Source organism: Streptomyces sp. TRD_SC_5 (genome assembly GCF_056836825.1).
In genome coordinates, this window is record NZ_JBWZZS010000001.1 from 1,117,710 (window position 1) to 1,131,454 (window position 13,745).

General features: G+C 72.6%; 13 protein-coding genes. 2 read left to right on the forward strand and 11 right to left on the reverse strand.

Features of this window, described 5'->3' with window-relative positions:
* Positions 1-28: 28 nt before the first annotated feature.
* The 8 genes from AC1P0E_RS05255 to infC all read right to left on the reverse strand — a co-directional run bounded on the left by AC1P0E_RS05255 (position 29) and on the right by infC (position 8,748).
* Positions 29-1,117: a PP2C family protein-serine/threonine phosphatase gene (locus tag AC1P0E_RS05255; protein WP_482740971.1), complete on the reverse strand. Its 1,089-nt coding sequence runs from the start codon at positions 1,115-1,117 to the stop codon at positions 29-31.
* Positions 1,118-1,305: 188 nt separating this feature from the next.
* The gene (pheT, locus tag AC1P0E_RS05260) at positions 1,306-3,834 is read right to left on the reverse strand and encodes a phenylalanine--tRNA ligase subunit beta (RefSeq protein ID WP_482740972.1); all 2,529 of its coding nucleotides are present in this window, start codon (positions 3,832-3,834) and stop codon (positions 1,306-1,308) included.
* Positions 3,834-4,961, reverse strand: coding sequence for a phenylalanine--tRNA ligase subunit alpha (pheS, locus tag AC1P0E_RS05265; protein WP_482740973.1), 1,128 nt, complete (start codon positions 4,959-4,961; stop codon positions 3,834-3,836). The genes pheT and pheS overlap by 1 nt, the downstream gene beginning before the upstream one ends.
* Positions 4,962-5,076: 115 nt before the next feature.
* A complete protein-coding gene (locus AC1P0E_RS05270) occupies positions 5,077-6,204 on the reverse strand; it encodes a sensor histidine kinase (RefSeq protein ID WP_482740974.1) in 1,128 nt (375 codons plus the stop codon).
* Between the two features lie 95 nt (positions 6,205-6,299).
* Positions 6,300-7,157 (reverse strand): TrmH family RNA methyltransferase, encoded by an 858-nt coding sequence (locus AC1P0E_RS05275; RefSeq protein WP_482745656.1) that lies wholly within the window; start codon positions 7,155-7,157, stop codon positions 6,300-6,302.
* Positions 7,158-7,274: 117 nt separating this feature from the next.
* Complete coding sequence (gene rplT, locus AC1P0E_RS05280) at positions 7,275-7,661, reverse strand: 50S ribosomal protein L20 (RefSeq protein ID WP_028815427.1); 387 nt, start codon at positions 7,659-7,661, stop codon at positions 7,275-7,277.
* A 104-nt stretch (positions 7,662-7,765) separates the two neighbouring features.
* Positions 7,766-7,960: a 50S ribosomal protein L35 gene (gene rpmI, locus AC1P0E_RS05285; protein ID WP_215132429.1), complete on the reverse strand. Its 195-nt coding sequence runs from the start codon at positions 7,958-7,960 to the stop codon at positions 7,766-7,768.
* A 122-nt stretch (positions 7,961-8,082) separates the two neighbouring features.
* On the reverse strand, positions 8,083-8,748 hold the full coding sequence (gene infC, locus AC1P0E_RS05290; RefSeq protein ID WP_308296014.1) for a translation initiation factor IF-3: 666 nt from the start codon (positions 8,746-8,748) through the stop codon (positions 8,083-8,085).
* Between the two features lie 376 nt (positions 8,749-9,124).
* On the opposite strand from infC, the gene AC1P0E_RS05295 reads away from it, so the two are divergent.
* Positions 9,125-9,499, forward strand: coding sequence for a DUF1844 domain-containing protein (locus tag AC1P0E_RS05295; protein ID WP_482740975.1), 375 nt, complete (start codon positions 9,125-9,127; stop codon positions 9,497-9,499).
* Here the strand turns inward: AC1P0E_RS05295 and AC1P0E_RS05300 are convergent.
* The gene (locus tag AC1P0E_RS05300) at positions 9,490-10,251 is read right to left on the reverse strand and encodes an SseB family protein (protein WP_482740976.1); all 762 of its coding nucleotides are present in this window, start codon (positions 10,249-10,251) and stop codon (positions 9,490-9,492) included. The genes AC1P0E_RS05295 and AC1P0E_RS05300 overlap by 10 nt on opposite strands.
* A 70-nt stretch (positions 10,252-10,321) precedes the next feature.
* On the opposite strand from AC1P0E_RS05300, the gene AC1P0E_RS05305 reads away from it, so the two are divergent.
* Complete coding sequence (locus AC1P0E_RS05305) at positions 10,322-10,996, forward strand: serine hydrolase (protein WP_482740977.1); 675 nt, start codon at positions 10,322-10,324, stop codon at positions 10,994-10,996.
* An 80-nt stretch (positions 10,997-11,076) separates the two neighbouring features.
* Here the strand turns inward: AC1P0E_RS05305 and mycP are convergent, their stop codons facing one another.
* Together mycP and AC1P0E_RS05315 are read right to left on the reverse strand one after the other, a co-directional pair.
* On the reverse strand, positions 11,077-12,222 hold the full coding sequence (gene mycP / locus AC1P0E_RS05310) for a type VII secretion-associated serine protease mycosin (protein WP_482745657.1): 1,146 nt from the start codon (positions 12,220-12,222) through the stop codon (positions 11,077-11,079).
* A gap of 326 nt (positions 12,223-12,548) precedes the next feature.
* A complete protein-coding gene (locus AC1P0E_RS05315) occupies positions 12,549-13,565 on the reverse strand; it encodes a hypothetical protein (RefSeq protein WP_482740978.1) in 1,017 nt (338 codons plus the stop codon).
* Positions 13,566-13,745 lie beyond the last annotated feature (180 nt).

Sequence of the window (13,745 nt, forward strand, 5' to 3'; positions counted from 1 at the left end):
GTTCCACCGGGTCCGGAGCGACGGCCGGTCACCGATTGGAGGATTCCGCGCACGAGCGGCGCAGCCCCTGATCCCCGGGCTGCGCCGGCACGCGTCTGCGGTCGTTGCGCAGGACGAGCAGCGCGACGTCGTCGGTGAGCCGCCCGCCCGTGTGCCGCAGCAGCGCCGTGTGAACGCGCTGCACCACCACGGCCGGTGAGACCGGCGAACCCAGGGCGGCGGCCTCCGTGAGGGCGCGCCTCAGGCAGAAGAACTCCCCGGCGGCGTTCCTGGCGTCCTCGGCCCCGTCGGTGTGCAGGACGAGCGCCTCGCCGGGAAGCAGGCGCGTACAGCGGCGGGCGGACAGGCCGTCGGGCAGCGGGAAGAGGCCGAGCGGCGGCAGCACGTCCCCGCCCGCGAGCGGTTCGGCGGTCCGGCGCAGCCGGTAGGGCCACGGGTGGCCGCAGTTGAGCGCCAACACCTCGCCGTCCTCATGGATTTCCAGCAGGAGTACGGTGACGAATTCCTCGGCCAGCGGATTGTCCGGGTCGGTGCCGCTCACCGACGGGTGCTCGGACCGCGACCGCTCGCGCAGGTGCCGTTGCAGCGCCCGCTCCAGCTTCCGCGTGACGCCGGCGAGTTCGGCCTCGTCGTGCGCCGCCTCCCGGAAGCTGCCGAGCAGCGCGGCCACCGCCCCGATGGCGGCGAGACCGTGCCCCCGTACGTCGCCGATGACGACCCGCACCCCGTGCACGGTGGCCACCGCCTCGTACAGATCGCCGCCGACCGTCGCCCCGCGGCTCGCGGACAACTGCCCGGCTGCGAGGGCGAGCCCGTCGATCCGGGGCGGCAGGGGCCGCAGCAGCACCTGTTGCGCGGCGCGCGCGATCTCGCGGGTCCGGCGCAACTCCCGCACGGGTCCGAGCCGGACGCTCGTCAGCAGATAGGCGACCAGCGCGAGGAAGGCCGCGCACGTCACGAAGCGGGGCGCCATCCCGTCGTGGGAGTCGAACGGGCAGGCCAGTTCCCAGACGGTCGCGGCCACGAGCCAGACGGCGGGGAGCCCGAAGACAAGGGCACGTCGCGCGTACGGAGCGCACGCACGGCGGATGCCGCGCCAGGTTGTTGTACGGATCATCCCGACGGCCCCCTAGGCCCTGGATCTGTACGACGCCTGCCTGTACGACGTCGGCCCTCGTCGGCCGGAATGATTGTGTCGACCGTCCGTACCCGTTTGCGTACCTCACCCCCATTTCTCACCCAAATGAGTGAGGGGCGCGCCCGTGACTCCGGACGCGCCCCTCAGCACTACTGCCGCACCAGGTGTTATGCCCCGCGCAGCACCGCGCCCGTGCGCTCGCCGGCGAGCGCGACGGCGGCGTCGCGGGCGGCCGTGGCCTCCTCGACGGTCAGCGTGCGGTCGGTGGCGCGGAAGCGTAGCGCGTACGCGAGCGACTTCTTGCCCTCGCCGAGCTGCTCACCCGTGAACACGTCGAACAGCCGCAGGGATTCGAGGAGTGCGCCGGCGCCTTCGCGCAGCGCCGCCTCGACGTCCACCGAAGCGACCTCGGTGGAGACCACGAGCGCGACGTCCTGGGTCGCCACCGGGAAGGTGGAGATCCGCGGCGCCTGGAGGGCTCCGGCGCCGGCCCGCTCCAGGCGGTCCAGGTCGAGCTCCATCGCGCTGGTGCGCGCGGGGAGGTTCAGCGCCTTGACGACGCGCGGGTGCAGTTCGCCGGCGAAGCCGATGAGCTGCTCCGCACCGTCGGTCACGACGACCAGCTCGGCGCAGCGGCCCGGGTGCCACGGTCCGTACTGGCCCTGCCGGACGATCAGTTCGGCACCCGCCTCGGCGGCGAGCGTACGTGCGGCCTGGACCGCGTCGGCCCAGTCGGCCGGACGGCCCGTTCCCCACCAGCCCGCCTGCTCCCGCGCCCCGGCGAGTACGACCGCGGCGTGCCGCGGCTGCGCGGGCAGCGCGGCGTTGACCGTGGCGATCTCCTCGTCCGTGGGACGGCGGTCGACCGGGAGCCGCACCGCGACGCCCGCTCCCTCTGTCGCCCGGAAGACCAGGCCCGTCTCGAAGAGCGCGAGGTCGTGGCTGCCGCGGCTGTCGTTGCGGCGCAGCGCGCCGAGGAGGCCCGGCAGCAGCGCCGTGCGCAGTGCGGGCTCCTCCTCGGAGAGCGGGTTGACCAGCTTGACCACGCGGCGGCAGGTGTCCTCGGCCGGGATGTTCAGCTGGTCGAAGACCTGCTCGGCGATGAACGGGTAGTTCAGCGCCTCGACGTAACCCGAGCCGGCCAGCGCGCGACCGATGCGGCGGTGCAGCCGCTGCCGGTCGGTGAGCCCGCGGCCCGAGGGGGGCGTCGGCAGGGTGGAGGGCAGGTTCTCGTAACCCTCGAGCCGGATGACCTCTTCGGCCAGGTCGTTCGGGAAGGCGAGGTCGGGGCGCCAGGACGGCACGGTCACGACCAGTTCGTCCTGCCCGTACACGTCGCAGCCGACCTGCTGGAGGCGGCGTACGACGGTCTCGCGGCCGTAGTCCACACCCGCGACGCGGTCGGGGTGGTTCGCCGGCATGGAGACCGTGCGCGGCGCGGTGGGCGCGATGACCTCGGTGACGCCGGCCTCGGCGGTGCCGCCCGCGAGCAGCACCAGGAGATCGACGGTCCGCTGGGCCGCCGCGGAGGTGGCCTGCGGGTCGGTGCCGCGCTCGAAGCGCTTGGACGCCTCGGACGCGAGCTTGTGCCGGCGCGCCGTACGGGCGATGGAGAGCGCGTCGAAGTGCGCGGCCTCGATGACGACCTCGGTGGTGCCGCGGACGGCGCCGGTCTCCGGGTCGGTCTGCGAGTCGGCGATCTCGGTGTTGGCGCCGCCCATGACACCCGCGAGACCGATCGGGCCGCGGTTGTCGGTGATCACGAGGTCCTCGGCGTCGAGCACCCGCTTGGTGCCGTCGAGGGTCGTGAACTTCTCGCCCTGCTCGGCGCGGCGCACACCGATCGGCCCGTCGATGCGGGACCGGTCGTACGCGTGCAGCGGCTGTCCGAGCTCCAGCATGACGTAGTTGGTGACATCCACCGCCAGCGAGATCGGGCGCATCCCGGCCTTCTGGAGCCTGCGGCTCAGCCAGATCGGGGAGCGTGCCTCGGGCTCCAGGCCGACGACCGTACGAGCCGTGAAGCGGTCGCAGCCCTGCGGGTCGGAGACCTGCACCAGGTAGCCGTACGAGTTGGGCGCGGGCACGTCGAGCAGCGCCGGGTCGCGCAGCGGCAGCCCGTACGCGGTGGCGAGCTCACGTGCCACGCCGCGCATCGACAGGCAGTAGCCGCGGTCGGGCGTGACGGCGATGTCGAGGACCTCGTCGACGAGCTCGAGGAGCTCGATGGCGTCGGTGCCGACCTCGTACTCGGGCGGCAGCACGATAATGCCGCTGCTGCCGTCGTCGCCCATGCCCAGCTCGTCGCCGGAGCAGATCATACCGTGCGAGGTCTTGCCGTACGTCTGGCGCGCGGCGATCGCGAAGTCGCCGGGCAGGACGGCGCCGGGCAGGACCACGACGACCTTGTCGCCGACGGCGAAGTTGCGGGCGCCGCAGACGATCTCCTGCGGCTCACCGGTGCCGTTGGCCATGCCGACGTCGACGGTGCAGAAGCGGATCGGCTTCTTGAACTCCGTCAGTTCCTCGATGGTGAGGACCTTGCCGACGACCAGGGGGCCCTTGAGGCCGGCGCCGAGCTGCTCGACGCTCTCGACCTCCAGGCCCGCGGAGACGAGCTTGGCCTGTACGTCACGGCCGGTCTCGGTGGCGGGGAGATCGACGTACTCCCGCAGCCAGGAAAGCGGGACCCGCATCAGATCTCCATCCCGAAGGGCCGAGTGAACCGGACGTCACCCTCGACCATGTCTCGCATGTCTTCTACGTTGTGGCGGAACATGAGCATCCGCTCGATGCCGAACCCGAAGGCGAATCCGCTGTACTTCGCGGGGTCGACGCCGCAGGCGGTGAGCACCTTCGGGTTGACCATGCCGCAGCCGCCCAGCTCGATCCAGCCCTCGCTGCCGCAGGTGCGGCAGGGACGGTCCGGGTTGCCGACGGACTCGCCGCGGCACACGTAGCAGACCATGTCCATCTCGGCGGACGGCTCGGTGAACGGGAAGTAGTTCGGGCGCAGCCGGGTCTTCATGCCCTCGCCGAAGAGCGCCTGGACCATGTGGTCCAGGGTGCCCTTGAGGTCGGCCATGGTGAGGCCCTCGTCGACGGCGAGCAGCTCGATCTGGTGGAAGACCGGGGTGTGCGTGGCGTCGAGCTCGTCGGTGCGGTAGACGCGGCCGGGGCACACGACGTACACGGGCGGCTCTCGGTCGAGCAGCGCGCGGGCCTGGACGGGCGAGGTGTGGGTGCGCAGCACGACACCGGACTCGTCGGTCTTGGAGCCGCTGGCGCCCTGGACGAAGAAGGTGTCCTGCATCTGGCGCGCCGGATGGTCGGGCACGAAGTTCAGGGCGTCGAAGTTGAACCACTCCGCCTCGACCTCGGGGCCTTCGGCGACCTCGTAGCCCATGCCCACGAAGACGTCGGCGACGCGCTCCATCAGCGTGGTCAGCGGGTGCCTGGCGCCGGGCTGTACGCGGTCGTACGGCAGCGTGACGTCCACCGCCTCCTCGACCAGCACTCGCTCGTCACGCTCGGCCTCCAGGGCGGCGAGACGGGCGGCGAGGGCCTTGTTCACCGCGCCGCGCGCCATGCCGACGCGCTTGCCGGCCTCGGCCTTGGCGGCCGGCGGCAGGGCGCCGATCTCACGGTTGGCGAGCGAGAGCGGCGAGGTGGGGCCGGTGTGCGCGGTCTTCGCGTGGGTGAGCGCGTCGAGATCCGCCGCGGCGTCGAAGGCGGCGAGCGCCTCGTCCCGCATGCGCTCGATCTCTTCCGGTTTCAGCGCCTCGACCTCGACAGGGTCGTACGACTTATTGGGTGCGGACATCTCTTCCCGTACTTCCGATTGGCTGGTGGCGTGGCCCCCGCTCGACGACTGAGGACGCAAAGGTGCCAAAGGTCGAGTCTAAAGGCCGCGAGGGGTGAAGAAGCCCGTGGGCTGCTCAGGCCAGGTAGGCCGGAGCGCCGACGGGCAGAATAAATCGGAACTCGGCGCCGCCGCCGGGTCCGCGGCCGACGGTGATCGAGCCGCCGTGCGCCTCGACGATGCCCTTGACGATGTACAGGCCGAGACCGGTGCCGCCGCGCTTGCTGCCCCGCCAGAAACGGGTGAAGACGCGCCCCATCGACTCCTCGGGAATGCCGGTGCCTTCGTCGCTCACGGTCACGGCTGTTCCCTTCGCTGTGTGGTCGGCGGTCTTCATGGGGGCTGCGCTCACCTCGATGGTGACCGTTCCTTCCCCGTGCCGCACCGCATTTTCCAGCAGATTGCCGAGCACCTGGTCGATCTTGTCCGGGTCTGCCCAGAGATCGGGCAGCGGCTGCTGGATACGGACCAGGAAGCGGTCGGCGGGCTGGCCGTTGGAGATGTGCGCCTGGATGTGGCGTCCGACGGCCGTCGGGACGTCGACGGGCTGCCTGCGCACCTCGAGGCGCCCGGAGTCGATGCGGGAGATGTCGAGCAGCTCGGCGATCAGCCGGGTGATCCGGCTCGCGTCGGCGTCGACGGTCTCCAGCATCAGCTTCTTCTGGTCGTCCGTGAACCGCTCCCACTTGGCGAGCAGCGTCGCCGTGAATCCCTTGACCGAGGTCAGCGGGGAGCGCAGCTCGTGGGCGACGGTGGCTATGAGCTCGGCGTGGCTGCGCTCGGTGCGGCGCCTGGCATCGGTGCCGCGGATGGAGACGACGACCCGCCGCACGGGCCCGGTGGGCTCGTGGCGTACGTACCGTGCGGAGACCAGGACTTCGCGGCCGCCGGGCAGCAGCAGGTTGCGTTCGGGCTGCCCGCCCCGGATGGCGAGTCCGCCGTACGGATCGGTCAGGCTCCACCAGCGCCGGCCTTCGAGGTCTTCGAGGGGCAGCGCGATCTCCAGCGGCCTGCCGAGGGCGGCGTCCCTGGGGATGGCTGTGATCCGCGCCGCGGCGGCGTTGAAGCAGATGACGCGGCCGCTCTCGTCGGCGACGGCGAGGCCGTCGGGGAGGTCGTCGGGATCGAACCCGTGCCCGTCCTCCGCGTACGGACGCAGTAAGGCTTCGCTCGCCCGCGACGGACCGCTGGTGCCGACAGACATCCCCGTATCCCACCTCTTCCGAAGAGCGGAGGGGGTACCTCCCTGCTCGAGCAGAGCCGAGAGCTTGGGGGAGGGCCCCCGAGCCCGCCACCCTACTAGCTGGAGGTGACGCTGCGGCACCCTCCGGAAGCACGCTGCGCACGCGCGGAGGCGTAGAGGCACACGGCGGCGGCGGTGGCGAGGTTGAGGCTTTCGGCCCTGCCGTGGATCGGAACGCGCACCACGGCGTCCGCGAGTGCGCGGGTCTCCGCCGGCAGGCCCCAGGCCTCGTTGCCGAAGACCCAGGCCGAGGGCCCGCCCATGGTGCCCGCGTCGAGCTCGTCGTCGAGGTCGTCGTCGCCCGCGCCGTCGGCCGCCAGGATGCGTACGCCCGCGCTCTTCAGCCCGCTGACGGCCTGCTCGACGGGAACGCCGACGGCGACCGGCAGGTGGAAGAGCGAGCCGACCGAGGCGCGGACGGACTTGGGGTTGTAGAGGTCGACGGACGCGTCGGTGAGGACGACCGCGTCGGCCCCTGCGGCGTCCGCGCAGCGCAGCACCGTACCGGCGTTCCCGGGGTCGCGGACATGCGCCAGGACGGCGACGAGGCGGGGCCTGGCCGCCAGGATCTCCTCGAAGGGCGAGTCCAGGAAGTGGCAGACGCCGACGATGCCCTGCGGGGTGACGGTCTGCGAGACCTCCGCGAGCACCTCGTCGGGCGCCAGGTGCACGCGGGCGCCGGTGGCGCGGGCGGCATCGACGATGTCGGCGTACCGCTCGGCCGCCTCGACGGTGGCGAAGAGCTCGATCAGGGTCGCCTCGCCGCTGCCCCCGCGGTGCTCGACGGCCTCGCGCACGGCCTGCGGCCCCTCGGCGATGAACCTGCGCTCCTTGCCGCGGAAGCTGCGCTTGGCCAGCCGCTTGGCGGCGGTGACGCGCGGGGATCGCGGGGAGATCAGCTCAGGGGTGCCCATGGTCGGCGGCTCACTTCTCTGCATACGAAGTACGAGGGTGGTCGTGCTCACAACGCACCGGGCCCGCAGGCGGCGAACGCCTGCGGGCCCGGTGGACGAAGAGGGTGCTGCCTGAGATCAGGCGGCGGTCTTCGGGGCGTTGACGTCGCTCGGGAGCGCCTTCTGGGCGACCTCGACGAGCGCGGCGAACGCGTTGGCGTCGTTGACCGCGAGCTCGGCCAGGATCTTGCGGTCCACCTCGATGTTGGCGGCCTTCAGACCCTGGATGAGGCGGTTGTACGTCATACCGTTCTGGCGGGCAGCGGCGTTGATGCGCTGGATCCACAGCTGACGGAAGTCACCCTTGCGCTTCTTGCGGTCGTTGTAGTTGTAGACCAGGGAGTGGGTGACCTGCTCCTTGGCCTTGCGGTACAGGCGCGAACGCTGACCGCGGTAGCCCTTGGCCGCCTCGAGGATTGCCCGGCGCTTCTTGTGGGCGTTGACTGCCCGCTTGACGCGTGCCACTTGTTAACTCCTTGTAGCGGGGCCGCGGTTGAACTCACACGGCCCGGAAACGAATTGGTCTCGGTCGTTTTGACGGCGGGCTCCGGTCACCCGGAGCCGCGACGTCACTTACCGAGAAGCTTCTTGATCTTCGGGGCGTCCGCCGGGGACACCACGACAGCGCCGGTCAGCGAGCGGGTCTTCTTGGAGGACTTGTGCTCCAGGAGGTGGCGCTTGCCGGCCTTCTCGCGCATGATCTTGCCGGAGCCGGTGACCTTGAAGCGCTTGCTGGCACCGCTGTGCGTCTTGTTCTTCGGCATAGCGCCGTTCTCTCCTCGTCAGTGGCGCTCCCCCGGTGCGTACACCGGAAAGCGGGAGCGTCAGATCGTTGGTATGTGGCTTCCTGGCCGAACCTGGGGCCGCCTGGATGGCAGCCCCCGGATCACGCTTCGGAAGGGGTCTCGGTCTGTGCCTCGGCCGGGGCCTCGGCGACCTCGTCCGTCGACTCGGCCTGCTCGGCGTCGTCGGTGGCGTAGCCCTGGCGTTCGGCCTTGCGGGCCGCCTGGGCCTCGCGCGCCTCGGCCATGGCCTCGGTCTTCTTCTTGTGCGGGCCGAGAACCATGATCATGTTCCGGCCGTCCTGCTTGGGATTCGACTCGATGAAGCCAAGGTCCTCGACGTCCGAAGCCAGACGCTGAAGCAGTCGGAAGCCGAGCTCGGGGCGGGACTGCTCACGACCACGGAACATGATCGTGATCTTGACCTTGTCGCCCTGCTTGAGGAACCTGACGACATGACCCTTCTTGGTGTCATAGTCGTGCGGGTCGATCTTCGGCCGGAGCTTCATTTCCTTGATGACCGTGTGCGCCTGGTTCTTGCGCGCCTCACGGGCCTTCATGGCCGACTCGTACTTGAACTTCCCGTAGTCCATGAGCTTGCACACGGGCGGACGGGCGGTCGCCGCGACCTCGACCAGGTCGAGGTCGTACTCCTGCGCAAGCTCCAGGGCCTTCGCAAGAGGCACAATGCCGACCTGCTCGCCGCTGGGTCCGACGAGTCGCACCTCGGGAACGCGAATCCGGTCGTTAATGCGGGGCTCAGCGCTGATGGATCCTCCTCAGTAGCACCACACGACTGTCTGGCAGACAGCCGCGTAACGTCTGTTTCGTGAGACCAACCTCAGGGAGCCATGAAAAATGCCCCGGACGGGAACACAGGCGGGGCTCCTGGATGTACCGGAGCACCACCGCGCATCAACCGCGGGGCGCATCATCGAGCGGTGCTCCATCGTCCGTACGGAACGATGGGGACCGCCTGACCGGTGACCCGCCGTCCGTGAGGACAGCCAGGTGGGAGATCGGAGCCTCCACTTGTGGGCCGGGCACACAGGTGTCCGGCCGGTCGTTACACAAGGTTAGCAGCTCTCCCGGGGCGGGGCGAACCCGTGGGGAAAGCCTTGCTCGCCGGGGCATATCGTGTGCGTCATGAGTGACGCGACCTCCCCCAATGCATCCCCCGACGAAGCCCCCGACTTCGACGCCATGACGCGCGACATCGCGGAAGTACCGGCCGTCGAGGTGATCGTGACGGTGGCGGTCAACCTGATGAGCGCCGCCGCCGTGAAGCTCGGCCTGACCGAGGACGGCGACGCCCACAAGGATCTCGACGAGGCCCGCAAGCTGGTGCACGCGCTGGCCGGTCTGCTGGACGCGAGTACGACCGAGATCAGCTCCTTCCACGCGGCGCCGCTGCGGGACGGGCTGAAGTCCCTGCAGCTGGCGTTCCGCGAGGCTTCGGCCGTGCCGGACGAGGTGGGACAGGGGCCGGGCGAGAAGTACACCGGCCCGGTTTACGGCTGATCCGGCGGCTTGTTCCGCTGTCCCCGTACGAACAAGGGCTCGCCGGGAGGCGCGGCGCCGGCCGGCAGCAGTGCCAGGTCCAGGCCGCGCACCAGGCGGGCCCTCAGCGTTTCGTCGGCGGCCAGCGCCCCGGCGACGCGGCGGGCCGCCTCCGCCGGTTCGGCGCCGGGAGCGAGGACCAGAGCGAGGGTGCCGTCGGCGCTGCCCGGGCCGAGGTGCGCGCGCAGCACCGCCGGCTCAGCGGCGACAGCGGCCCGTACGGCCTCGGTGACTGCCGGGTCGTCGAGCGGCACCGCGCTGGTGCGGCCCTCGGCGGCTGCGAGCAGCGCCGACCCCGTGAGCTGGTACGGGACGGGACCGGCGAGGTCGAGGACCAGCGTGTCGGCCCGCTCGTGGGCGAGAGCCTGGAGCGCCTGGTGCAGGGGTACGGCGACGGGGCGCGCCTCGGGGTTCCAGCGGGCGAGGGCCTCGATGGAGGTGAAGGCGGGCAGGGCGCGGCGCTCGCCCGCCTGGAGGGTCGGCACGGCCATGTCGCTGGTCTTCTCGCGGCGCAATCCGCTCTTCTCGTCGGTCTCGACTTCGCCGAGTACGGCGACGACGGGGACCAGGAGCCGGGCGCCGGCCAGCGCTTCGAGCACCTGCGGCTCGGCCGCCGGGTCCTCGGCCCAGGCGGCGAGGGCCGCCGTCAGCCGTGGGTCGGCGGTGCCGTCGTCTTCGGAGAAACCGGGGTCCGGGATGTTCTTGAGCGCCACGCCACGAGACTAGCCGCCGGGCGGCGGGCGTTTCCGCACGGGTCCTGCGGGCACCGCCCTTGCTGTGGATGTGTCCTACGCCGTGGCCGGTCCCGGAGGCGACTGCTGCGCCGCGTACGGGGAGCGGCGGCACTTTCCCGCCGCGAGCATCGTCAAGGTCGGCATCCTCACGGCGCTGCTGCTGCGTGCACAGGACGAGGGGCGGGCGCCGGGTGCGACGGAGCGGGGGTACGCCGAGGCCATGATCCGGCGCAGCGACAACGCGGCCGCGTCGGCGCTGTGGGCGACGATCGGCGGCGCCGCCGGACTGGACGCGGCCCTGGCGCGGCTCGGGCTCACGGAGACGGCGGCGGACCGGGCGTGGGGGCGTACGCGGACCACGGCCAGGGACCAGGTGGTGCTGCTGGGGGCGGTGTTCGGGGGCGCGAGTGGGAACGGGAGCGGAAGCGGCGTACTGGACGAGGATTCCCGTACGTACATCGGGACCTTGATGGGACAGGTCGTCGCGGGCCAGGCCTGGGGCGTGTCGGCTGCCGGCTCCGGCGCGGCGCTCAAGAACGGGTGGATGCCGCGGGACGCCACCGGGCTGTGGGCGGTGCACAGCATCGGGCGGGTGCGGGCGGCGGACGGGGGCGGGCGACTGATCGCGGTGCTGTCGGAGGGGCACGCCACGTTGGAGGCGGGGATCGCGGTGGTGGAGGAGGCGGCGCGGGCGGCGGTCGGGGGAAGGGGCCGGGGCGTGTGAGTGGCCGGTGTGCGTGTGTGGCCGGCATGGCGGCCGGCGACCGTTGTGCCGTGGTCCGGGTGGCGCCCTGGCAGCGGCCCTCAGCGGAAGTTGCGGGGGCCTGTGGTCTGGCCGGCGCGCCACAGGGCGACCGCGCCGGCCAGCAGCAGTGCGCCGACGCCGCCGGTCACGGGGGCGAGCCAGCCGGCCGGTTCGTCGTCCTCGCGCAGGGGGGCGGGGCCGGCGCCGAAGTACTTCTTGCCGTGCGGGGCCGAGGCGGGGCGGAGGCCGGCGGGGCGGAGCTTGCCGCCCGCTTCGATGGCGGCGGCCGGGTCGACGAAGCCGTAACCACGGTCGTCGTCGCGTCCGCCCTCGGGTGCGTCCCGGGCGGTGTCCGCGAGGAGCTTCTTGACCTGGGCGGGGGTCAGGTCGGGGTGCGCCGAGCGTACGAGGGCGGCGGCGCCGGAGACGAAGGCGGAGGCGGCGCTGGTGCCCCAGCCCTCGTAGTACCGGCGGTCGGGGTCGGCGATGATCACGTCGACGCCGGGGGCGCTGACGGTCGCGTACCAGCGGCTCGTGGAGAAGGAGGCGTGGGTGCCGGCGCTGTCGACGGCGGCCACGGCGATGACGCCGGGGTAGGCGGCGGGGTACGAGATGTGGTCGCCGTCCTCACCGCTGTTGCCTGCGGAGGCGACCACGACGGCGCCCTTGGCGAGGGCGTACTGGACGGCGGCGTCCTCGGCGGGCTCCGGGTGGGCGGACTTGCTGTCGTCGCCGAGGGAGAGGTTGATGACGTCGGCGCCGTGGTCGGCGGCCCAGCGGATGCCTTGGGCGAGGGCGTTGCCCCGGGTGCTGCGGGCCCGCTTGCGGGCGGGGTCACCGCCTTCGAGGATCACGCGGACCGGGAGGATCTTGGCCTCGGGCGCGATGCCGACGACGCCGTCGGCGCGGCCGGGGCCGTTTCCGTGGCCCGCGATGATCCCGGCCATGGCGGTGCCGTGGCGGGCCCAGGCGCGGTCGCCCTTCCCCGCGCCGAAACCTATGAGGTCCTTGCCTGCCAGTACTCGGCCTTCGAGGTCGGGGTGGCTGCCGTCCACACCCGTGTCGAGGACGGCGACGGTGATGCCCTCGCCCTTGGTCGTACGCCAGGCCTCGTCGGTGTGCAGCGCGTCGAGCGCCCACTGCTGGGCCCGGAGGCTGTCGGCTTGCGCGGGCGGCGCGGACAGCAGGGCGAGACCGGTGGCCACGAGGAGGGCGACGAGGGCGCGGGGGCCTGTGCGGCGGGGGGTTCGGGGTGCGGCGGTGGTAGCGCCGGGTGCGGATCGGGACGCGGCACCGGATGCGCGCCCAGCGGCGGTGGCTGCGCGGTCCGGTGCGGGGCTGTCGGCGCCGGGTGCGCGGTCGGAAGCGGGGCCAGGCACGCGGCGGCGTTCGGCGCCGGAGGCCGGGTGGGGCTCGGCGCCGGAGGCGGGCCCGGGAACACGGCGGGGCTCGGCACCGGCCGGTGCGGCGCCGAGTGCGCGGTCCCGTGCGGTGCCGGGCGCGCGGCCGGGAACGGCGTTGGAGGCGTGGTTCACCGGGGCGGCTCCGTGGCCGGGAGGGCGGTCTTGCGGAGGCCGCGTTCGACGCGGTCGGCGATGCCCTTCGCCTCGTGACCGAGACCCGCCTGGGCCGGAGCGTTCGTCGCGCCGGCGACGGTGGCACGGCCGACGGGCTGCGGGTCGGCGACGGTGCGGCCGTCGGCGAAGCCGGAGACGGCGTACACGACCACAGGTACGTCGGTGAGCACGCGCACCGTCCAGCTCGCGCGCTGCCGGTCGCCGAAGCCCGCCGCTACGGTGCCCTTGGCGGGGTAGGTGCGGGGCATGAGGTCGGCGCGGTCGGCGAGGCCCTCGTTGGTGAAGCGGGCACGCAAAGTCCTCATGGCCGGTGCGTCGGCCTCCGCGAACATCATGCCGACGGTGGTGACGCTGCTGGTCGTGGCGTCGGTGTAGGTGGCGCGCAGGAGGCGCAGGCAGCCGACCGGTTCGAGCGCCTTGAGCAGCAGTGGGTCGAGGGCTTTCGCGCAGCCGCCGTCGGGGGCGACTGCGACGCGCGTCCAGACGCGGTCGGCGCCGCCGGGGCCCGCGCCGTCGCCTTCGATCGTCGGCGGGAAGAGCTTGTCGACGGGGACGCTGTGCCACAGGCCGCGTGCTTCGGCGTAACCGGTGACGGCCGCGGCCTCGGCGTCCGCGCCGCCGGTGAGCCAGCTCCCCGTAACGGCACCGCCGATCAGCCCGAGGCCGAGTACGAGACAGGTCGCGGCGGCCACGACGCGGGCCGGGCGGCGGGTGCGGACGGGCCGCAGCCGGGTGGTGGTCTCGGCCGGCGTCTCCGGCATGGCCCAGTGCCGCGGCGCGGCGAAGTGGGCGGGCCGGGGCGCGCCGGGCTGCGGGCCCAGGTCGACGGCACCCACGTTCCTGCGCCGGGGGACGCCGCCGGGCGGCGGCGGTACGGGCGGAGCGACCGGGGGCGGCGGAGCCTGCGGCGGCAGGGCTCCCGGTACGGCGGGCACGGGCCGCAGCCGCGCGGTGGTCTCGGCCGGCGCCACGTCACCCCCACCCGCCGCAGCGGAAGACCGGGATCGGGACTGCGATGCCCCCTCACCGGCAGGGCCCCCGGCCCCGCCCGGACCACTCGCGGCACGCGCGGCGCCGGAGTAAGCGTCAGCGGGCGCGCCCGCATCGCCCACGCGCGCGGCGCCGGGCGATGCGGGCGCCGGTGCCGGAGC

What these genes read in the sequence shown, in the direction of transcription:
- AC1P0E_RS05255 (WP_482740971.1), bottom strand. Translation starts at nt 1,117, where the DNA reads ATGATCCGTACAACAACCTGGCGCGGCATCCGCCGTGCGTGCGCTCCG.
- pheS (WP_482740973.1), bottom strand. Translation starts at nt 4,961, where the DNA reads ATGTCCGCACCCAATAAGTCGTACGACCCTGTCGAGGTCGAGGCGCTG.
- rpmI (WP_215132429.1), bottom strand. Translation starts at nt 7,960, where the DNA reads ATGCCGAAGAACAAGACGCACAGCGGTGCCAGCAAGCGCTTCAAGGTC.
- AC1P0E_RS05270 (WP_482740974.1), bottom strand. Translation starts at nt 6,204, where the DNA reads ATGTCTGTCGGCACCAGCGGTCCGTCGCGGGCGAGCGAAGCCTTACTG.
- AC1P0E_RS05275 (WP_482745656.1), bottom strand. Translation starts at nt 7,157, where the DNA reads ATGGGCACCCCTGAGCTGATCTCCCCGCGATCCCCGCGCGTCACCGCC.
- AC1P0E_RS05295 (WP_482740975.1), top strand. Translation starts at nt 9,125, where the DNA reads ATGAGTGACGCGACCTCCCCCAATGCATCCCCCGACGAAGCCCCCGAC.
- pheT (WP_482740972.1), bottom strand. Translation starts at nt 3,834, where the DNA reads ATGCGGGTCCCGCTTTCCTGGCTGCGGGAGTACGTCGATCTCCCCGCC.